General features: G+C 47.7%; 16 protein-coding genes. 12 read left to right on the top strand and 4 right to left on the bottom strand.

Going from position 1 to position 21,585, the window contains the following annotated elements; all coding sequences use genetic code 11:
- Window positions 1-74: 74 nt before the first annotated feature.
- Window positions 75-4,277 carry a hypothetical protein gene (locus DKW60_RS11245; protein WP_181389665.1) on the bottom strand — a complete coding sequence of 1,401 codons (4,203 nt, stop codon included), beginning with the start codon at window positions 4,275-4,277 and terminating at the stop codon, window positions 75-77.
- Window positions 4,278-4,456: 179 nt separating this feature from the next.
- Here DKW60_RS11245 and DKW60_RS11240 point away from each other — a divergent pair, with 179 nt between their 5' ends.
- From DKW60_RS11240 to DKW60_RS11225, 4 genes are all read left to right on the top strand, one after another.
- Window positions 4,457-6,169 carry a monovalent cation:proton antiporter-2 (CPA2) family protein gene (locus DKW60_RS11240; RefSeq protein ID WP_109837753.1) on the top strand — a complete coding sequence of 571 codons (1,713 nt, stop codon included), beginning with the start codon at window positions 4,457-4,459 and terminating at the stop codon, window positions 6,167-6,169.
- Window positions 6,170-6,261: 92 nt separating this feature from the next.
- Window positions 6,262-6,546: a type II toxin-antitoxin system Phd/YefM family antitoxin gene (locus DKW60_RS11235; protein ID WP_181389664.1), complete on the top strand. Its 285-nt coding sequence runs from the start codon at window positions 6,262-6,264 to the stop codon at window positions 6,544-6,546.
- Entirely contained in the window at window positions 6,537-6,980 is a 444-nt protein-coding gene (locus DKW60_RS11230) for a type II toxin-antitoxin system VapC family toxin (protein WP_109837751.1), read from the top strand. Before DKW60_RS11235 ends, DKW60_RS11230 begins: the two co-directional genes overlap by 10 nt.
- A gap of 212 nt (window positions 6,981-7,192) precedes the next feature.
- Window positions 7,193-8,383, top strand: a complete 1,191-nt coding sequence (locus tag DKW60_RS11225; RefSeq protein ID WP_146203473.1) for a GNAT family N-acetyltransferase — start codon at window positions 7,193-7,195, stop codon at window positions 8,381-8,383.
- 52 nt (window positions 8,384-8,435) lie between these two features.
- Here the strand turns inward: DKW60_RS11225 and tcdA are convergent, their stop codons facing one another.
- On the bottom strand, window positions 8,436-9,215 hold the full coding sequence (tcdA, locus tag DKW60_RS11220; RefSeq protein ID WP_109837749.1) for a tRNA cyclic N6-threonylcarbamoyladenosine(37) synthase TcdA: 780 nt from the start codon (window positions 9,213-9,215) through the stop codon (window positions 8,436-8,438).
- A 234-nt stretch (window positions 9,216-9,449) separates the two neighbouring features.
- On the opposite strand from tcdA, the gene fusA reads away from it, so the two are divergent.
- The 3 genes from fusA to DKW60_RS11205 all read left to right on the top strand — a co-directional run bounded on the left by fusA (window position 9,450) and on the right by DKW60_RS11205 (window position 13,735).
- Window positions 9,450-11,534 carry an elongation factor G gene (gene fusA, locus DKW60_RS11215; protein WP_109837748.1) on the top strand — a complete coding sequence of 695 codons (2,085 nt, stop codon included), beginning with the start codon at window positions 9,450-9,452 and terminating at the stop codon, window positions 11,532-11,534.
- A gap of 245 nt (window positions 11,535-11,779) precedes the next feature.
- Entirely contained in the window at window positions 11,780-12,460 is a 681-nt protein-coding gene (ung, locus tag DKW60_RS11210) for a uracil-DNA glycosylase (RefSeq protein WP_109837747.1), read from the top strand.
- 153 nt (window positions 12,461-12,613) lie between these two features.
- Window positions 12,614-13,735 (top strand): acyltransferase family protein, encoded by a 1,122-nt coding sequence (locus tag DKW60_RS11205; protein WP_109837746.1) that lies wholly within the window; start codon window positions 12,614-12,616, stop codon window positions 13,733-13,735.
- Window positions 13,736-13,768: 33 nt separating this feature from the next.
- Here the strand turns inward: DKW60_RS11205 and DKW60_RS11200 are convergent, their stop codons facing one another.
- Window positions 13,769-14,410, bottom strand: a complete 642-nt coding sequence (locus DKW60_RS11200) for a TetR/AcrR family transcriptional regulator (RefSeq protein WP_109837745.1) — start codon at window positions 14,408-14,410, stop codon at window positions 13,769-13,771.
- Window positions 14,411-14,523: 113 nt separating this feature from the next.
- On the opposite strand from DKW60_RS11200, the gene fabF reads away from it, so the two are divergent.
- Entirely contained in the window at window positions 14,524-15,789 is a 1,266-nt protein-coding gene (fabF, locus tag DKW60_RS11195; RefSeq protein WP_109837744.1) for a beta-ketoacyl-ACP synthase II, read from the top strand.
- A 100-nt stretch (window positions 15,790-15,889) separates the two neighbouring features.
- Here the strand turns inward: fabF and DKW60_RS11190 are convergent, their stop codons facing one another.
- Complete coding sequence (locus DKW60_RS11190) at window positions 15,890-16,834, bottom strand: hypothetical protein (protein ID WP_109837743.1); 945 nt, start codon at window positions 16,832-16,834, stop codon at window positions 15,890-15,892.
- Window positions 16,835-17,050: 216 nt separating this feature from the next.
- On the opposite strand from DKW60_RS11190, the gene DKW60_RS11185 reads away from it, so the two are divergent.
- The 4 genes from DKW60_RS11185 (at window position 17,051) to DKW60_RS11170 (ending at window position 21,585) form a co-directional block, all read left to right on the top strand.
- A complete protein-coding gene (locus tag DKW60_RS11185) occupies window positions 17,051-17,884 on the top strand; it encodes an SGNH hydrolase domain-containing protein (RefSeq protein WP_109837742.1) in 834 nt (277 codons plus the stop codon).
- A gap of 207 nt (window positions 17,885-18,091) precedes the next feature.
- Complete coding sequence (locus DKW60_RS11180) at window positions 18,092-18,556, top strand: (2Fe-2S)-binding protein (RefSeq protein ID WP_109837741.1); 465 nt, start codon at window positions 18,092-18,094, stop codon at window positions 18,554-18,556.
- Between the two features lie 2 nt (window positions 18,557-18,558).
- Window positions 18,559-20,820 (top strand): xanthine dehydrogenase family protein molybdopterin-binding subunit, encoded by a 2,262-nt coding sequence (locus DKW60_RS11175; protein WP_109837740.1) that lies wholly within the window; start codon window positions 18,559-18,561, stop codon window positions 20,818-20,820.
- A gap of 9 nt (window positions 20,821-20,829) precedes the next feature.
- On the top strand, window positions 20,830-21,585 hold the full coding sequence (locus tag DKW60_RS11170; RefSeq protein ID WP_219988723.1) for a hypothetical protein: 756 nt from the start codon (window positions 20,830-20,832) through the stop codon (window positions 21,583-21,585).

Below are 21,585 nucleotides of genomic sequence, written 5' to 3'. Positions count from 1 at the left end.
GTGAATTGCGTGATGAGGGAAACGCCAAGATCCGCTTCTAAAAGAAATAGATCCCAGTGTTCCTGTCAAAACAATTACTTTTCAGCAGGCACAACCGCTTCATCAGTAGTTGGAAGCTTTGCCTCAGACTTCTTTTTCCGCCCAAACCACCCACGCCCATCATCACCAGCCTCCTTAACAGGCCGCTTCATCCAAAGCCCACCGACATTCATAGCCTGCCAGCCCCAGCGCAACCAGCCCAGTACCGACATCGCTAACCAAAGTGCCCATGCCAACATCAGGGCCCGATAAATCCACAGCGGTACACTAACAATTGACGGCTGCGCCAATACTTCACCCGCTCTGTCCTGATACCAATTCAGCGAGTAAGCATTCGACCCATTGCCGACAATCTGCATATCGGGACTACCCAGCAAGCCATTGGCCACCGCTGCAGCCAGTACGCCCAGCGCAACCACGGTCAGCCCTACCAAACTGATTTGCATCAAATCAAACTTTGCATAGCTGAGCTTCCTCGTGAGTTTCTCACGGGAGGCGATGGCAAATAACCAGAGTATCACCAGAATCATCAGGCCGGTTTCCGTCTGACTCAGTCCAATGCCGAGCAGGAACCACTGCCAACTTTTCAGCGGGGTATATTTAGACGCGGCCAGTGCCAGCGATAGTATCAATAGTGCCAGTAACACACCCCAGAATAGAATGGCAGGGCCAGAGGTTGGGCCATCTACCCACAGCACCCAGCGATCCCGCGGTAGCTTAATGGTGAAGTTTGCATTCACACTTGGCAGGCCGGTATTTACCTCTGGGAACTGATAGTGCGTGGTCAGTACATCCGACTCGCGCCATTCCACCGACACAGTTTGTTTGCCGGGTTTTAGCGTTAGGCTGAGCTTGTTGTCCGTGTTTTGAATGCGTTGCGCGGTGCCATCAATATGCAGTTGTTTTACATCAGCATTCTTTGGCAACTGGATCTCATGCAACACACCACGACTACTGAGGATATTCATGGTCAGCGTGACGTTATTGGCGCGTTTGCCGGTGTTTATGTGCATTTGGCTGCTGAGAATCGTGACGGTTTGACCCGCGACACCTTCCGGTCTGCTCATGTCCAGCGTCAGACTTTCACCCGGCCACGGATACCACACCGGCACGGTTTGTTGGTCTTGATTACGGTATTGATTCACCGGAATGCCGCTGCTTTTCAGGTGCCAAACAGGGCTGGTGGCGACTTGCCAACTTTCCAGAAAATCATTGCTCTGAGTCGCGGTTAGCACGAGTTGGTCGGTGCTGTTAAGGCGTGATGACCAACGCGCTTGTTTTTGCTGGGCACTCAGATTGATTTTTATCCGACCGTTTTTAATGCTGAGTTGTTCGCTCATTGGCTGTTCGCCAGCCAGTAGCGGAATGTTCAGGCTCAGCGGCGTGTCCAGTGGCGAGTAGCGCGTCAGCGTGGTTTCCACCGTCCAGTCCAGTCCCAGATTTAAATGCCGTTGGATTTTTACAAAGGTTGGCAGCGTGCTTTGAGCTTGTTCCCGAAGTGCCTTGGCGTCTTTGCTGAGTACACGGTTGAGCTGTAACTGTGACTCGGTGCTGCCGTTGTCTTTAATGCCATCCAGCGTCCAATCTTTATCGCTGCTTTGCCATGTCACGGAGTGCGGTTTGAGTGGTAGGGGCAGTGGCACGCTATTACGGTTAGGCAGCGCGCCGCTCAGCACCACATTGCTTTGACCTTTAGGAATGGCAATCCACAGTTGTTGTGATTGGTCGCGTTGAATCGCCAGCGCGGGTTCTCCATTCACCATGACTTGCTGGCTCAACCACGTGCCTTGGCTACCGGGCAGAGGAATCGCGGTATCAATCACGGCGTGTACGCGGAGTCGGGCTTGCAGCGCGTTATCGGCAATAGAGATTTGCATCTGCTCGATCTGCGCGCATTCCGGTAAACACTCCGGAGCCTGAGTCAGGCGTTGTTTTAATTCCTGAAGCATTTGTTCGCTGGGCAAGGTGTCTGCCTGTACAGGCTCAGGCGCCATAAACATTGCAGGCAATATGCACAGGGCGAGTGCCGGAACGATGCTGCGCTTAAACCATTGTTTTGGGTTCCAGCTGAAGCCTTTATTCAGGCTGAGTAAGCGCCATGTCAGGCCGAGTAATAGCGCGATACCGAAGTATTTAATCAGTGCATTCAGGAATGGATTAATCAGCATCAGGCGGCTGGTTTCATCGGCTTTAACAGGGCCAGACCAGCTGAGATTGATGCGCTTATAACCTGTCCAGCGTGGTAAGCCTGGGCCGGTTTGAATCATGCTATTGGGATCGATGGATTTTAGATCGGCTTTGCGCGGCGCGAGTTTTTTACCGGCATAGCTGTTGTACTCTTTTGACACGATGGAGGAACTCACTTTCGGGCGTGGTTTCATGGCGATTTCGGGCGCACGTTGCAGCATGCTGTCATTCGACATGTCTTGCGCCATCTCCACCTGAATTTCATCGTTAGTTGACATACTCATCGTGCCGGAGACGCCGGTGTTATTAACTTGTACACGTCCATAGCGATTTTCCAGTTGTGGGTATAGTCCGGTTTTAATGGTGTCGATGGTGTAGGGCAGCAGTATCAGCGCGAGGGCTAGCAAGCTTGCCCAGCGGTACAGATTGACACTACGCTTAAACCAGCTGTCCGGGAGTACCCGAAGCAGGGCAATCGCGGCCAGTAAATTCAACCAAATATAACGCGGCGCATTCGGCTCATGCCAGGTGAATACCAAGGTGACCAACGCCAGAAAACCCCATAACGGGTTGTAAAGATAGGCGACGGAAATCGCGATAATCAGCACTAAGAAGAAGTCGAGTAGGCTCCAGTTTTTTACCCAGCTATTCGGTAGATTATCCGTGCCGGTTGCTGAGAAAAGTCCCCAACCCGGTGGCAGGTGAAGTGTGGTATTCACAGATTGTAAGTCATGTTCCCAGCCATTAACCGGAGGCTGGGCGCGGCTGCCAGTGTAACGACTTTCTGCATTCAAATTAATGGATTCACGGCGAATTTCTACACCGGCTTTACCTTCGCTTTCACGGGTAATGAATTGATCACGTCCGTCGATGCTGACGCGGCCAAGTTCCAGCGTTGGCGTGGCATTCAGGCGTGATTGCTGGCGGATGGTACCGTTAAGTCTGTCCTTAATGGTGTAGCCTTTGCCGTCATAATCGAGCCACATTTCACGGCGTAGGTTTAACTCATTTTGTCCCACCTGACTGACGCCCCTGTGCATTTCATTGAGCTTGAGTGTTTGCTCCGGCGCAAGTAAATAGGCAGGTAGTGACTTCCATTGTGACGGCAGGCGAGTCTGGCTGGGGTCGATACTGTTGACGCCAGACACCTCGATTTGACGCATTTTAGTATCGGCTTCAAATACCCAGACTTCCTGCTGTGGCCACGGCGCTTTGCTCACTGGCAAGGTAAAGTCGGTTTGAGCGGCGAATGCGCGCCCGGTCACTTCAATAGTCCATTCACCGGGGCGCAGTTGTACTTGCAATTGTGTAGGCTGTCCGTCTTTGCCTGCTTCCATGCGTGCAGGGAGCTTGCTGTTGATGCTCAAGGCAGTGAATTCATCAAGCAATACAGGTGAGAGCGTGGTGTTTCGTTGCTTACCAGACACGCGTAGCTTGATGGAGGTGGTGACGAGTACCGGATGACTGTCGCTGATTTTGCGGAAGACTTGGATGTCTAAATTATCTTCGCTGACCGTTCCACTAGAGCCTTGGGTTAACCAGAGTTGACCCTGTTGATTGAATTGCGGCTGCTCAATGAGTTTGTTATTTACTTGTAGTTGAATCAGTCCGGATTCTGGTGTGACGCGTAGAGATTTGGGCAGTTTGCTCCAGCGGAATAATCCCAGAATGGTATGTGTTCCCGCAGGGAGTTTGACGTAGGGCATGCCATTGACCGATTGCACGAGTAACTCGCCGCTGTCTGAGCGTACACTCTGTGGCCAATGTTCACTGTCACCCGGTAAGCGAATCAGTGTTTCATCGAACACCTGCCACTGCTGGTTAAAAGTACCGCCACTTTCGCTGAGTTGTAATTGTAATTGCGAGGGCCAGCTACAGGCGCGGGATTGGCTGTTGTACAGATAGGGGCAGTTGCGTTGGGTGTCATCTTGCAGTACCCAATCGACCCACGGCTTTAACGGTTCGGGGACTTGCTCGGTTGTCATGGGCGCGGCAAGTGCGCTGAGGTTGATGAGTAGCAAGCTGAACAAAAGGCATAGTCGGATAAACATGGCGGACTCATTTGTTGTGTTTATTGATGGTTTAAGTCTATGTCATTCGCTGAAGAGTAATGTAAAAATCTTGTAAAAGTCGGATTAGCTGATAATTGCTGATTTAGTAAAACGATTCAGTGCTGTAGCAGATAGGCTTTGATAAGATTTGACCACTTTCATCCAAGTGGTCAACTCCAATGGTTTTTGCCAGTAGCGCTATCCATATTCCCATTCCTTACCTTGTTGAAACCGTTGCGTTCTTGCTGACGGTGGTATTTATTGTGCCGGTGTTTAAGTGCCTGAATGTGAGTCCGATTTTGGGCTATCTGTCGGTGGGCGCAATCATCGGGCCTTACAGTTTATCTATTGTGTCGGATGCAGAAGGCGTCAGTCATGTTGCCGAACTGGGCGTGGTGTTTCTGTTATTTAGTATTGGTCTGGAGCTTTCGTTTGAGCGATTACGATCCTATCGGCGCTTGATCTTTGGCTTAGGAGCCGCGCAGGTGATTATCTCTGCGGGTGTCATTGGTAGTGTGGCGTATTTCTGGGGAAATAGCGCTGAAGCAGCCTTAGTTATTGGGCTTTGTCTGGCCTTGTCATCCACTGCTATGGTTATGCAATTACTGACCGAACGCGGTGAAATTTCAACGACACATGGTCGGGCAAGTTTCTCTGTATTGCTGTTTCAGGACTTGGCGGTGGTGCCAATATTGATCCTGCTGCCGGTGTTAGCGGCTGAGGGTGAGGGCGATATCTGGCTTAATCTGGGGCTATCCATCTTCAAGGCCGTGCTGGCCGTTGGCATTATTTTATTACTGGGGCGGTTAGTCTTCCGTCGCTTATTTCAAATCGTCGCCAATACCCGCAATGTCGATGTATTCACCGCGATGATTTTATTGTCCGTTCTGGCGACTTCGTTATTAACGGCTTACGCAGGATTATCGTTGGCACTTGGGGCATTCTTGGCCGGTTTATTGTTGGCAGAAACCGAGTTCCGTCACCAAATCGAAAGCGAGATTTTGCCATTTAAAGGTTTGCTGCTGGGTCTGTTTTTTATGAGTGTCGGCATGATGCTCGACTTCTCACTGGTTATCGATAAAGCAGGGTGGTTAGTGTTGTCATTAATCGGTTTGCTGACCTTAAAGTCAATTATTGGTATTGCATTAGCACGCTATTTTGGATTGCAACTGCAAGATGCCTTGCGGGTGGGATTGTATTTATCAGAAGCCGGTGAGTTTGCCTTTGTTCTGATCGGTCAGGCGATGACAACTTACGATTTGATTCCTGCAGATGTCGGGCAGTTTATGGTGATCCTGGCTGGACTATCGATGGTACTAACGCCATTCCTTGCTTATTTGGCGGGTGAACTGAGTAAGCGATTGTCGCCGAGAGATGAGCGTTTAATGATGCCTCGAAGTGGTGAGCATGAACGCAGCGATCACGTGATTATTGCTGGTTATGGCCGGGTGGGGCAGTCGGTTGCGGCGATTCTAAAGCAGCAATCGGTGGAGTATGTCGCGCTGGATATGGATGCGGTGAGTGTCCGGCAATGTCGGGAGGCGAATGAGCCGGTTTATTATGGCGATGCGGCAAGGCCGGATGTACTTAGGCAGGTGGGAGCTGATAAAGCCAAGGTAGTGTTGATTACTTTGGATGAGCCGGAGGCTGCTAAGCGTGTTGTTGAAGCGGTGAAAAGACTCTGGCCTCAACTGACGATTTTGGTTCGGGCGAGGGATGCAGGGCACAGTGATGAGCTATACGAGCATGGTGCAGATGCGGTGATGCCGGAGACTACTGAGGCGAGTTTGCGTTTGGCGGCGATGGTATTGGAGCGAGTCGAGGTTGATGTCGACGAGATTAGGGCTTGCTTGGACGAGGTGCGAAAGCAAGAGTACAAAGGTGTAATTTAAGGCGATCAGAACACCAGAACTGAGTGGGTAGTTTCAATAATCCGTATTTTACGTATAATATGGATTATTGATATTTCAAGATGGAGTTCAGCATGAGAACAATATCCAGTACCCAAGCTCAAAAGAGCTTTGGTGAGCTAGTCACCAGTGCCATTAAAGAGCCGATCTCTATTACAAAACATGCCAAAGAGGTGTTTGTGATTGTCCCTTCTGAGGAGTATCACAAGATGAAACAGGCTTATGAAAACGCGTCAAGTAGATTATTTGTTGCAGAGGATAATATTGCTCAGTCATATCTGGGGTCGGTGAAAGGTGTATTTTCATCGTCGGCAGAGGTTGATCAATTTATCGCGAAAGAGCGTGAAGCATGGGGCTGAAGCAAGCGATATCCGGTAAGCGTGTGTATGTGGACACAAATATCCTGATTTACCTGTTTGAGGGGTTTGAGGAATATCTCCCACTACTGCAAGAGTTGGCGGAGTGTGTGGATAGTAAAGAGATCACTTTGCTGACAGGTGAAATTACGCTGGCTGAGATATTGGTTATGCCTTTCAATAAAGATGACACCGGCGCTATCAATCTCTACACAAAAGCATTGAACGACCGGAAGTTTATCGAGCTTGTGCCGACCACCCAGAAAGTCTATATCAAGACCGCATTTTTACGCGCAACGCTAAGCGGTATGAAAACCCCTGATTCGATTCATGTGGCTTCGGCAATGGAGGGTAAGGCTGATGTGTTCATTACCAATGACCAGGGTATAAAAACACCGAAGGGCATTGAGAAGTTGTTATTGAGTGATTTTTTGTAGGCTAAACCAGCATGGTCTCCGAAGCTACATTCATGATGAGTTTTATTTAATCATTCGTATCACGTTAATCGGAGAAAATTGAATACCACACCAGATTAGATTCTAATCACAGGGATATCCAATTTCTCGCTCACTAGTCGCTGTGATTGAGAATTAAATAATTAAAATAACAAGCACATCGGCATAGCCCGTTTGCAGGGAGTACCTCCTTGGTGAGTAATATTCGTGTTGAATGTATTAACAATACAGAGCAGTTCTGCGCGTTAAAAAATGAATGGAATACGCTAGTTGAACATTCCATTCACCCACAGCCATTCCTATTGTGGGAGTGGGTTTACACGTGGTGGGAAGTCTACCAAAAGCCAAATTACAAACTACAAATATTGGCTGTTTACGACAACGAGCAATTGCTGGCAATCGCACCTTTTTACATTAACAATGAACACTGGCTAGTGCGCGGACGCTTGCGGATGCTGGGCGAAGGTGAGGCGCGAGAAGATGAGGTCGTCAGTCACTATCCTGATGTTATTTCATTAGCAAGTCATCGCAGCGATGTGGTTAAAGCTTTGGTTGCCTATTTATTAGAGCATGATAATGAATGGAGCTTCGGGCAATTTCGTTTCATGTTGGGTGATTCATTACTCAATGAAATGCAGCAGCAGATTTCTCAGCAATATGACCATTACACGGTGAGTAGTAGTCAGTCCTATGCGATTCAATTGCCGCCCACACCGGAGGAATACGTTGCGAGTTTGAGCCGCTCAATGCGCAAGCAATTTCGTTCGCGTTTAAATCGCATGCAAAGTAGTGGTGAGATTGAGATTCGCTCCGCGCAGGACTACGCCGATCCGCACGAGGCAATGGATATTCTGGAACGCTTGCATCGTGCGCGTTGGGAGTCACGTGAAAAGGGCAGTATTTTTGATTCTTTGTCCTTTAAGACTTTCCACAAGACTTTATTAAACCGCCTGCTAGATCAAGGCATTATTGATATCCGAGTGATGTACCACGACGGTGAACCAATTGCGGCGGTGCATAACTTTAATTTCAAGAAGCGTTGTTACAGCTATCAAAGTGGCTTTAGTAGTCAGGATGATAAGCGTTTTTCACCGATGGTGGTGTTTGATATTTTGGAGATTCAGGCACTGGTAAAAGCAGGCTATCTGGAGTATGACTACCTGAGTGCTGAGGGTGATAATTCTTATAAGGCTAAGTTTAAATGTGAGTCTGAGCCGGTGTATGAAACCTTGTGGTTAAAGCGTGGTTGGCAGTCTGTGTTGATGCGCAGCTATCGACGCATAAGGGCGCAAGGCGGCAAGGTGTATCGCCAATTTAAATCGATGGGTACAGAAACGTTAGCAACATCGCTACGTCAACGTATTTTCGGTGAAAAAGCATCTTGATATCGCTATCGCTTGGTGGCTAAGAAAGCTCAGTTGGTGATTTAGAAACGTCTCAAGCTGCCAGCTTCTTCAGGACTTCGGCGACGGCGCGTAGTGCAAAGGCCGCTGTAACCGTCGTGCACGAGCCTAATCCTCCGGCGCAATTTAATGAGCCATCATTGCCGGAGGGCTTAGTATGAGTAAAGCCGCCATCTTCATCGGCATAACGTTGCGCTTCTTCTGAGTAGACACAGGGAATACTAAAGCGACGTTTTGGGTTCGTGCTAAAGCCATAGTCTTGTCGCAGTAACTTGCGTGTTTTTGAGAGTAGAGGATCTTGTTTGGTTTGGCTGAGATCGCCGACCTGAATTTTCCCCGGATCAATTTGCCCGCCGGCACCACCAAGTGTAATCACTTTAATTTTTTGTCGTTTGCAGTGACTGATCAATGCGGCTTTGACACGTGAACTGTCGATGCAATCAATCACAAAGCTCATGCTGGGCAGTAACAACTCAGCAACATTCTCAATCGAGACGAAGTCATCGACGATATTAACCTTACAGTCCGGATTGATTTCCGCGATACGGTCAGCAAGCACGGCTGTCTTATCGCGCCCCAGTGTCGAGGACATCGCGGGGAGTTGTCGGTTAATATTTGATTCACCGACCACATCCATATCAATCATGGTAATTTCGCCGATACCACTGCGCGCCAGTGACTCAACAGCCCACGAACCCACGCCCCCGACACCAATCACACAGACGTGGCTGCTGCTAAATTGTGCAAGGCCTTGTTGGCCATAAAGCTTTGCGATGCCACCAAAACGGCGTTGCCAGTCGGCTGAATGGGTCATTAGTTACTTCCTGAACGCCAAATTCTTGAATTATTTTTAAAAATCTTGCAGATATCAACATAATTTCTTAGCAATGAACCACTATTTTTGGTTAGAATACCCCGTTTTCCGAACTGGACGGATTGCCCGACTTGTTAAGCAACTGATTTTGCTAACGCTTCGAGTGAGGATGTTGACTATAAAAACAGACATCGCCAGTAATTTTTTTCGCCTGACAATATTTAGAGTACAGACATGAAAGACCTAACGCGTTACCGCAACATTGGTATTTTTGCCCATGTTGATGCGGGTAAAACAACCACTACTGAGCGTATCCTGAGCCTTACTGGTAAAATCCATAAGATTGGAGAAGTTCACGACGGTGAAGCAACAACTGACTTCATGGAGCAGGAAGCGGAGCGTGGTATCACAATCCAGTCTGCTGCGGTTAGTTGTGAGTGGAATAAACATCGCTTAAACATCATCGATACACCGGGACACGTTGACTTCACCGTTGAAGTATATCGTTCGCTTAAAGTGTTAGATGGTGGTGTTGGTGTATTCTGTGGTTCTGGTGGTGTTGAGCCTCAGTCAGAGACTAACTGGCGTTACGCGAACGACTCTCGTGTTGCTCGTATTATCTTTGTAAATAAACTAGACCGTTTGGGTGCTGACTTCTACCGCGTTACTAAGCAGGTTGAAGATGTACTGGGCGCACGTCCACTAGTAATGGTTCTGCCGATTGGTACAGAAGATGACTTCACAGGTGTTGTTGATCTGCTAACTCGTAAAGCATGGGTTTGGGACGGTTCAGGTGACCCGTTCAAGTACAAGATCGAAGACGTTCCAGCCGATATGGTGGACAAAGTTGAAGAGTATCGTGAAAAGTTAATCGAGACTGCGGTTGAGATGAACGACGATGCGATGGAAATGTACCTTGAAGGTAACGAGCCAGACCTAGACACTATCCACGCTTGTATCCGTAAGGGTACTAAAGAACTAGCGTTCTTCCCGACTTACTGTGGTTCTGCGTTTAAGAACAAAGGTGTTCAGCTAGTATTGAACGCGGTTGTTGACTACCTGCCAAACCCTGTTGAAGTTGAGCCTCAGCCAGAAGTAGACGCTGAAGGTAACGAAACTGGTGAATTTGCAGTTGTTGATCCTGATAAGCCACTACGTGCATTGGCATTTAAGATCATGGATGACCGTTACGGTGCCCTGACCTTTATCCGTGTTTACTCTGGAAAGCTTGAGAAGGGTATGACTATCCTGAATAGCTTCACAGGTAAGACTGAGCGTGTTGGTCGTATCGTTGAGATGTCAGCTGATGATCGTATCGAACTGGATTCTGCACAGGCTGGTGACATCGTTGCTATCTTGGGTATGAAGAACGTTCAGACTGGTCACACGCTATGTGATCCTAAGCATCCAGCAACGCTGGAGCCTATGGTATTCCCGGAGCCTGTTATCTCTATCGCGGTTGCGCCTAAAGATAAAGCCGGTGCTGAGAAGATGGGTATCGCGATCGGTAAAATGGTTGCTGAAGATCCTACCTTCCAGGTTGAGACTGACGAAGATTCTGGTGAGACAATCCTGAAAGGTATGGGTGAGCTTCATCTGGACATTAAGATTGACATCATGAAGCGTACTCACGGTGTTGACGTTGTTGTTGGTAAGCCTCAGGTTGCATACCGTGAAACAATCACTCAGTCTTGTGAAGACAGCTACACGCACAAGAAGCAGTCTGGTGGTTCTGGTCAGTTCGGTAAGATCGACTACATCATTGAGCCAAACGAGCCGGGTGAAGGTTTTGCATTCGAGTCTAAGGTTACTGGTGGTAACGTTCCTCGCGAATTCTGGCCTGCGGTTGAGAAAGGTTTCAAGATGAGCATGGACAAAGGTGTTCTTGCTGGATTCCCATGTCTTGATCTTAAAGTAACGTTGATGGATGGTGCTTTCCACGCGGTTGACTCCTCTGCACTAGCATTTGAGATCGCAGCAAAAGGCGCATACCGTCAATCAGTGCCTAAGGCTGGCCCTCAGTTGATCGAGCCTATCATGGCAGTTGACGTGTTCACTCCAGACGACAATGTTGGTGATGTTATCGGTGACCTTAACCGTCGTCGCGGCATGATCAAGTCTCAGGAGTCTGGTGCTACTGGTGTTCGCATCAAGGCTGAAGTACCGCTGAGTGAAATGTTTGGTTACATCGGTGACCTGCGTACGATGACTTCTGGTCGTGGTCAGTTCTCTATGGAGTTCGCGCAGTATGCACCATGTCCTGCAAACGTTTCTGAAGCAGTAATCAAAGAAACAAAAGAGCGTGAAGCGGCTAAGTAATTAGTTACTAAACGTTTGAGCTAGACACGACCGGCCGGTGAATTTATTCTCCGGCCGGTTTTGGTTTTGGCTTATGAAAATCGTTGAGGTTAGTTTGAAGCGCTGGTGTCTGATAGCTAAATAGCCAATAGAACTGAAATAAATCGAGAACTAAAACTAAACTACAAAGGTATTAAAGAATCTGTTGATGTAGTGTTTGGTGTATTTACTATAGAGCGAACTAGGCATTTGGAAGAGATGACAAGATGAATAAATCAGTAAAACTCGATCAGAGTTGGTTGGATGTGATTGGATCAGAGTTTGATCAACCTTATATGCAGCAATTGCGTGACTTCTTACTGGCCGAGAAAGCAGCAGGGAAAAACATCCTGCCACATAGCTCACTGTGGTTTAACGCCTTAAACACAACTCCCTTTGACAAGGTGAAAGTAGTCATATTGGGACAAGACCCCTATCCCACACCAGGTCATGCACATGGCCTGTGTTTTTCCGCGATGCCGGAAGTAAAGCCACTCCCAAAATCATTAATTAACATCAATAAAGAACTTATGGATGATTTGGGTATCAATAACTCACACACCGCGTATTTGCAGCCTTGGGCAGAGCAGGGTGTATTGTTACTCAATGCAGTATTAACGGTTGAAGCAGGTAATGCTAATTCTCACCAAGGTAAGGGTTGGGAGAAGTTTACGGATGCGGTCATTAGTGCATTGAATGAGCAAGCGGAATCCATCGTGTTTATACTATGGGGTAGCTATGCGCAGAAAAAAGCGGCATTTATTGATGCGGATAAACACCATATTATTAAAGCGGTTCATCCATCGCCATTGTCGGCCTATCGCGGGTTCTTTGGTAGTAAGCCGTTTTCACAAACCAATGCCTATTTAGAGCAGGTTGGTAAAGCACCGATTAATTGGCAGTTGTGAGTTTAGTGGTGTTTAGCCGGTCTTCGTTTTGGGGATTAGCTTTGCTCACACAAGCTTCGCTTGAATCGATTCACAAAGCTAATCCCCAAAACGAAGACCTACTTAGGTGTCTTCTAAACTCACAAATACCAATGAATTCAGGGTTGAAAATAAATGCAATATCGAGCTGAAATAGATGGGTTAAGAGCGCTGGCTGTCGTGCCGGTCGTATTGTTTCATGCGGGAATTGTAGGTTTCAGTGGCGGCTTTGTTGGTGTCGATATTTTCTTTGTGATTAGTGGTTATCTCATCACCTCGATTATTCTCAATGAGCAGGCTAAAGAGCGGTTTACGCTGGCGAGTTTTTACGAGCGACGGGCGCGGCGGATATTGCCTGCTTTGATGCTGGTGGTGCTCTTAAGTACGATCGCCGCCTGGTATATTTTACTTCCCAACGAACTGGTTGATTACGGGGCGAGTTTGGCTTCGGTGGGAGTGTTTGCGTCTAATATTTTGTTCTGGCAACAGAGCGATTACTTCGCAGCGACATCGGAGTTTATTCCTCTGCTTCACACTTGGAGCTTGGCGGTTGAAGAGCAGTTTTACCTGATTTTTCCTGTGTTTATGATAGCGAGTATTGCGTGGTTAAAGCGTAGTCGCTTGTTGGTGCTGACCGCGCTTGCGGTCGTGAGTTTTCTCTATTGTGAATGGGCATGGAGAAACGCGCCGGAGGCTAATTTCTTTTTAGCGCCATCTCGTGTCTGGGAGTTATTAGCTGGGGTGTTTTGTGCGTTTTATCTGAATAATAAACAGATTCAAAATGCTCTGGTGAAGCAATTGGGTAGTTTTATTGGACTGGCCGCGTTGGTGTATTCGATTGTTGCGTTTGACAAAAATATCCCATTCCCGAGTCTTTATGCGCTTGTGCCAGTTATCGGAACGGCATTAATTATTCTTTGCGCGGATCATGAAACACTGGTTGGTAAATTGCTTAGTTTACCTGTGTTGGTGGGTATTGGATTAATCTCATACAGTGCCTATCTCTGGCATCAGCCGCTGTTTGTGTTTGCGCGTATGCAGAGTATGGATGAATTGTCGGTTACTTATCTACTGGGTCTGAGTGTGTTGAGTTTTGTGCTGGCTTATCTCAGCTGGCGATGGATTGAGAAGCCGTTTAGAAACCGAGATTGGTTGAGCCAAAAGCAAGTGTTATGGATGGCGGCTGGCTGCAGTGTAGTGCTGATTGCTATCGGCATGACGTTCGTTTTCGCTAATGGTTTTGAACAACGTTTCTAATCAATGGTTATGTAAATGCCTGATGTATGCTAATTAAACAATAGGCGCAGCAAACCGCTCCGTATAACTCTTATCGCCAAGCAAGCTGAGTATTTGGTTTTGAGCGGATAGCAATAGCAACTGACGCTCTTCATCACTCTGGATACTTTTGGCAATTGCCACAGCGCCCACCATGGTCGCTAAGATAACGCGTGAGGTTTCTTTGACATGTTCAGCGGTTTGCACATTGGGTAACTGTTTTAGTTTTTTCAGCGCCATAATGCGTGTTTCTAATAATTTGAGAATGCTCAGGTATGAGGTCTCGTAGACGCTTTTTATCTCATCGCTATCGTTGCCAATTTCATTAAACAATATGTTTTCCGGCGAGGGGCCACCTTGCGCGGGTGTGGTTCGCAAATTGGATAAATTATTGACGAGCTCCATCAAATGATTAATGGAAAAAGGCGACTTGGCTAAGCGATTCGTTTTATTGCGCTTAAGAACATTCACCAAAGAGGTTTTATAAAGCGCTTCTTTGGAGTCAAAATGTGCGTAAAAAGCACCATGCGTCATACGCGCCAGTTTCATCACCTGACTAATGGATACCTTTTCGTATCCAAACCGGCAGAATAACTGGGAGGCTGACTCTAAAATCCGCTCCTTTGATTGTTTCTTGTGATGCTTTGTATATGACATGTGATTACCCAAAAACTGTACCTGCCCATGATAGCAAATTCACGTATTATCTTGATCATATATTGGGAGCAATTACACTTTTTATCAAATTGATATAATTACTTAGGGACATCATGAAGTCAGATATTGTTATAACAGGTATGGGTGCGGTAACGCCGTTAGGCTATGGCATTGAAAAAGTTTGGGATCGACTAATCGCAGGCGAAAGTGGTATAGAGCTGATTGAGCAACTTCACGAAGACGGTAGCCCGGTTCACATGGCCGGAATGGTACCGAGTATCGCTGATGATCCTGAAGCAGGTTTGGATGCTGAATCTGTTGTTCCTAAGAAAGAACTCAAAAAGATGGATCGTTTTACGCTGTATGCAATGGCTGCTGCAAAAGAAGCTCTGGAGCAGGCAAATTGGTTCCCGGAGTCTGATGAAGATAAAATCAATACAGCAACCATTATTGGTTCTGGTATTGGTGGATTCCCGACGATTACTAATGCCCAGCGCACCATGGAAACACGTGGTTTCAGACGCCTTTCACCGTTCGTTGTCCCGTCGTTTTTGGCAAATTTGGCAGCGGGTAATGTGTCCATTAAGTATGGTTTTCGCGGCCCAATGGGTTGTCCGGTAACGGCTTGTGCGGCTGGTGTTCAGGCGATTGGAGATGGCGCACGTATCATTAAGAGTGGCGAAGCAAAAATTGCGCTTGTGGGTGGGGCCGAAGCCTGTGTTGATCCGTTGGCACTGGCTAGCTTTAATGCGATGAAAGCCTTATCACTAAATCACGATGATCCAAAAGGTGCATCACGTCCATTTGACAAATCACGCGATGGTTTCGTAATGGGTGAGGGTGCTGGCTTGATTGTTATCGAGACTCGTGAACACGCTGAAGCGCGTGGTGCAAAGATTCTGGCAGTTCTGAGTGGCTATGGCACCAGCTGTGATGCTCATCATATTTCTTCTGGCCCGGATGATGGTGCTGGTGGTGCGCAAGCAATGCGCGCTGCAATCAAGCAGTCAGGTCTGGAAGCGTCTGATATCGGCTACGTGAATGCTCACGCAACATCGACACCCGTTGGTGACCGTGCTGAGGTAGCGGGTCTTCGCTCGGTATTTGGCGATGGCATCGTCAACACGCCGATTTCTTCTACTAAATCCTCAACAGGTCACTTGTTAGGTGCAGCGGGTGGTATTGAAACAATCTTTACGGTGCAAGCATTACAAAAAGGAATATTGCCACCGACCATCAACTTGTCCGAGCCTGATGACAATATTCAGGATCTTAACCTGGTAGCCAATGTTGCGCAGGAAGCCGATATCAGCCATGCCTTGTGTAATGGTCTGGGCTTCGGTGGCGTGAATGCTGCAGTTGTGGTTAGTAAAGCTTAAGTAAACTGATTTACTGCTGCTATAAAAAGGCCCTCGCTGCGTTGGTAGCGAGGGCTTTTATTTGTGTGACGTCTATTTATTCAAATAGAGTCAGTTCGAATTACTCACTGCCGATATCCCAATCCTGCGAAATGGTAAATTCGTAAGTACCGTCATTGTTCGCATCCAATGAAATATCAACGGTATCATTACCCGTAGCAACCATGCTTAACGCAGAGTTGCCAGACAATACAGTCATCGTACCATCCTGCAATAATCCGTCAGTATCATATTCCAAAACAGGATCTGTAATTACCTGAATCTCACCGATGTCGGACACTTCAGCTGTGAAATCAAGATCAGCATCTAAGCTTTCATCAATAATATCTTCGCGCAAGTCATAGTAAAGATCGCTGAAGGTATAGGTCTTTGTGTCTAAAGTGGTGGTGTCTGCCGAATCAATAATCAGATTGGTGCTGGACATAGTGGCGATATTCAGCTCAGTATCCAGACTATTGGATGAATCTAATATGATAGAACCATTAGAAGTATTGGCCTTTCCTCCATCAATTGGAGAGGTTTGAGTGAAGTTAGTAAAAGTGACGTATTGGCTGACACTCCAGTTAGCATTGTAGTCGCCAATATCCTCATAATCGCCTGATATGATTTCTGAGTCTATAAGCACTCTTCCGTCATAAGCGGAGTCGGAATCATAATAGGTGATATGACAGTTATCAAAGTCCCATTGCTCAGTTGTATCGTCAATTAAAGTGACCTCAAGTAAGCCATCAGTATTGCTGCAACGATAAACATTGCTTGATTCTGTTGCACTATCCAGTGTCATTATGGATGTGTCAATTTCATTACCAGCGAACATAACACCAGCTGCCAGTTTGGCAGTTTCAAGCACGCCTGTGCTGAGAATTTCTTGGTAGTTGCCAGCGTTAATTGCGTCTTCGACGACTTCTTCGATTATTTCTTCTTTACTACTGCCGCAAGCAGTCAGAGATGCAAAAAGCATTCCTGCGAAAATCAACTTGGGAGTTCTGTGTATATTGATAGTCATTGTTATCCTTGATTCTTACAATATTTTAATATGCTCAAGTATCCTGCCACAGATACACCGGATTTCCAATCATTGCCAGATGAGGTTGGTGTTTACTATGCGCGTAATTCATAAGAACTGACGGTTCTGTAATGATGAATTATTTGTCACAATGCAGAACTGATCTGAAAACAATATGTCAGACCAAATTCCATATAAACAGGGGGTTAAGAAACAATGAAAAATAAACGAATTACTTCAAGTTATGGGCTCGGATTAGCAGCGGTAAGCGCACTGTGCACAACGCTGTTTTTGAGCACAGCTCATGCAAGCAGTGAGGATCTGCTTAAAGCCGCAGATGCTGAGGTTAACAAGAGCTATGTACGAGCGCGTTTTGGTGCTGTACAAAACAAAGCATTTAATCCGGGTGATGCACGCCGCAAGCTTTTAATTATCGGTGACAGTCAGGCGCAAGACTTTGTTAACAGTGCGATGGAAAATGATTACCTCAAGGGGTATCAGGTGCGTACACGTCATGTACCTGCACAATGTCAGCTTTACCTGGGTGACCCTGAGCAGTCCGGTGTTGCCGAGAAAGACAAGGCGCTGTGTGCAAAAGTTGAGAGTTTGACTACGTCGAGACAGCAGATCAATAATGCGGATGTGATTATCTTCGCGTCGTTGTGGCGTAGCTGGGCAGTACAAAAGCTGCCTCAGACTATCGAAAACCTTGAACTGCGGGACAACCAAAAGCTAGTCGTGTTGGGGCGTAAGAGCTTCGGACGCGTATCCATAAGGCACTATTTGCGTATGTCAGATGACAAACGTAAGTCTGTACGAAATGTCATTAATCAACAATTCCTTAACGATAATAATATGTTAAGGCAGAGACTGTCACCGACTGTATTTGTTGATCAATACGCATCGATTTGTGGTGCAGGTCAGAATACCTGTCCGGTGTTTACGCCAGATGCCAAGCTAATTTCTTTTGATGGTGGTCATCTGACCAAAGAGGGCGCACGTTATGTAGGGGAAAGAATCTTTACCTCACCAGCACTCTCATCGTTGTAAGCGAGTGCATAAAGCAGTGAGCGCATAAGCGCTTGAAGCGACGTTTGTTAACAGGCCATATGTTTGATGCATATGGCCTGTTGTGTTTCAGCGCCAGGGTTATAAAGCTTGGCGTAATCTGCTAGTTACCTAGAGCCGAATAGGCGATACACTCATGATAATACAAAAATTCACACATCCTGCTATGCAGGAACAGGGAGCAAGCACATGAAGCTAACGGTAAACGACAAAGACTATGACGTCGATGTCGATGTCGAAGCAGAAATGCCCTTATTATGGGTGCTGCGGGATGAAGTCGGTTTAACGGGTACAAAATTTGGTTGTGGTATCGCCCAATGTGGTGCTTGTACTGTGCATGTCGATGGCATGCCGATTCGATCGTGCGTCTATCCTGTGGGTCAGGTTAAAGGAAAAATCACCACCATCGAGACTGATTCAAGCTCAGACATCATGAGCAAAGTACAGGAGGCCTGGATAGAGCATCAAACGCCACAGTGCGGTTACTGTCAGTCCGGCCAAATCATGTCTGCTACCGCATTACTTAGTGCTAATCCCAGTCCGACAGATGAAGAAATAGACCGTGCAATGGCGGGGAATATCTGCCGTTGTGGCGCCTATCCGAGAATTCGTGCAGCCATTCATGCCGCCGCTAAATCGATACAGGAGGCCTGAGCATGAGCACTCTGGGTAAAATTACACGGCGTACCTTTTTGGTGACTTCCGCAGCAGTTGCGGGTGGTGTGGTGTTTGGTACTTACAAATACAAACAAGCCGTTCCAAACCCCTTACTTAACAGCGATGGTTCAGCAAATCCTGAGTTCGCCAGTCTCAATCCTTATATCAAAATCGATCAGGAAGGAGTGACGGTCATCACGCCCCGCGCTGAAATGGGGCAGGGCATACAAAGCACGCTGGCAATGCTAGTGGCGGAAGAACTAGATCTGGACTGGAAGCGGGTTAAAACCGAACATGGCCCAGCCAGCAACAGCTATTACGTCGGCATCATGCTCGAAGCCATGGCAGGTCATATGTATGACCATAGTACCAAGGCGAATATAATTCGCGATCTGTCACACATCCCTGCTAAGTTTCTGGGGTTACAGATCACCGGTGGATCAATGTCTACCGCTGATGCCTTTGTCAAAATGCGCAGTGCCGGTGCGAGTGCCCGACTAGCACTGACACTGGCTGCAGCTCAGCAATGGGGTGTGAAAGCCACGACCCTAAAAACGCAGGATGGTCACGTCATTAATCCTGCCAGTGGTGAAAAGCTTGCTTACACAGCACTGGCTGCAAAAGCGGCAACTATTGAAGCACCCGCAGAGCCACCGCTGCGCGACCCTTCGCAATGGCGCTACCTCGGACAGTCCATGCCACGGCTTGATATTCCGGCCAAAGTGGATGGCACTGCTGAGTTTGCTATCGATGTGAAGCAGCCTGATATGCTGCATGCAACTGTGAAAATGAGTCCGCGCTTTGGGGCAGGCATCAAATCGTCCGACACCACAAAAGCCGAAACCATGAAGGGTGTTGAGAAGGTAATCACTCTGGATAACCACGGTTTTGCGGTGATCGCTGATAACACCTGGCGCGCGTTCAAAGCGGCTGATGCCATCGATGTTGAGTGGGGAGAGGTCTCATATCCGCAAGACACTGCAGGCATTTTTAAGATTTACGAAGAGAGTTTTTTAGCAGAGCCGAACGGCACTTATGACGAGCAAGGTGATGTTGAATTAGTGTTTGCAGATGCCGGTCAAAACCTTGTTGAAGCGGAATACCGTGTTCCTTATCTGGCACACTCCACCATGGAACCGATGACAGCAGTGGCGCAAGTCAAAGACGGTCGGGTTGATATCTGGACGGGATCACAAGCACCGACCAGCCTCCGCGATGCCATTATGGCTGTAGATGAGTTAACAGAGGATTCTGTTCACATTCATACCACCTTGCTAGGAGGCGGTTTTGGCCGACGCTCTGAAACGGACTTCGCGGTCAGTGCCTACAAGATTGCAAAGCAAACTAATGGTAAGCCGGTGAAAGTAACGTGGTCGCGTGAAGAAGACATGCAACATGATTTCTATCGCCCCGCTGCAATTGCGCGCTTTAAAGGGGTAATGGGGCTTAAAAAGCCGGTGGCATTGGACGTACAAATAGCCAGTCCTTCGATTATGTTATCGATGTCAAAACGCTCTGCATTTCCAGCCTTAGGGCCAGATGCACTGATTGCCGAAGGGACTGCCGGACAACCGGATGATATCGATAATATTCGTATCCGCACCTATGCACCAGAGCTGGATATTCCTATTGGGTTTTGGCGCTCAGTAGGGGCTTCCTACAATGGTTTTGTTCATGAGAGCTTTATGGATGAGCTGGCAGTAAGCCAAGATCTTGATCCTATCGCGATGCGTTTGGAAATGTTTGGGGACTTAGCGCCAACAGCCAATAAAGTGGTTGAGAAAGTCGCTGAAATGGCTGGGTGGACAGGGCGTAAAACTGACAAAGGTGGACGCGGTTTTGCTTACACATTGTCATTTGGCGCACACACCGCTCAAATCATTGATGTGAGCATGACGGATCGCGGTATCAGCATTGATAAGGTGTATTGCGCGATTGATGTCGGCACGGCACTTGATCCTCGCAATATTGAAGCGCAAGTGCAGTCAGCGATTATTTATGGGCTAACCTCTGCGATGAGCGGTGAAATTACCTTCGAAAATGGCGAAGTGGTGCAGTCAAACTATCATGATTATCCGGCGATGCGTATGCATCAGGTGCCTGAGATAGAGGTTGCAGTGATGGAAAATAATCCGCGCATTACTGGTGTTGGTGAGCCCGGAACGCCACCTTCAGTGCCGGCGCTGGCTAATGCAATCTTTGCAGCAACTGGCCAGCGGATTCGTGAGTTACCGATGAACAAATCCGTTGATTTTGTCTAAGAGGCTGGTATGAAAATTACTACATTATTCGTGGCAATTACGTCACTCGTTCTTGCTTTAACCGTCGGTAATTTGGTGGTTGCGGACAGTCATGCTGAAAGCGCCAAGCCATCTGAGTCGCTTGCAACAGACGTAAATACAACACAAGTTTCAACGCAAACTGGAGGTGTGGAAACGCCTGAAAATGTCATTGGAGACCCACAACAAACCGCTGATCCAGCTCCTGAAAAACTAGATCAGGCATCCATTGTTCCGCAAAGTGATGAGGATAAAGCCAAGGGCGTCGAGGTTTGGGGGAATATTTACAAAGTCCTGTCTCACCCGCGCTGTGTCAATTGTCATGTAGAGGATGATCGTCCACGTTGGTCAGGCAAGCAATATGGCAAAACACAGCTTCACGGCATGTACGTGCACGCCACAGCGACCCGAGTCGGCATGCCGGGACAGCAAATGTGCTCAACGTGTCACGCTAAAACCAACTCAGATGTGCCGCACGGTCCACCGGGGGCAGAGGTGTGGGCGTTAGCGCCACCCGAAATGGTGTGGTGGGGTAAGTCATCAGATGAACTGTGCGCGATTGTCAAAGATCCCGCTAAAACTGGTGGACGAGACATCACTGCCTTTGCTGATCATATCGGGCATGATCCCTTGGTTGCATGGGGCTGGGAGCCGGGAATTGGGCGAGAGCCTGCACCGTTTTCAGCCGATGAGACAGTAGCAATGTTAGAGCAATGGCTGGCGCTGGGCTTGCCTTGTCCTGAATAG

Source organism: Leucothrix pacifica, from assembly GCF_003172875.1.
Lineage (GTDB): Bacteria > Pseudomonadota > Gammaproteobacteria > Thiotrichales > Thiotrichaceae > Leucothrix > Leucothrix pacifica.
The sequence above is the reverse complement of the archived record's forward strand: the minus strand, read 5'-3'. Positions and strand labels throughout refer to the sequence as shown.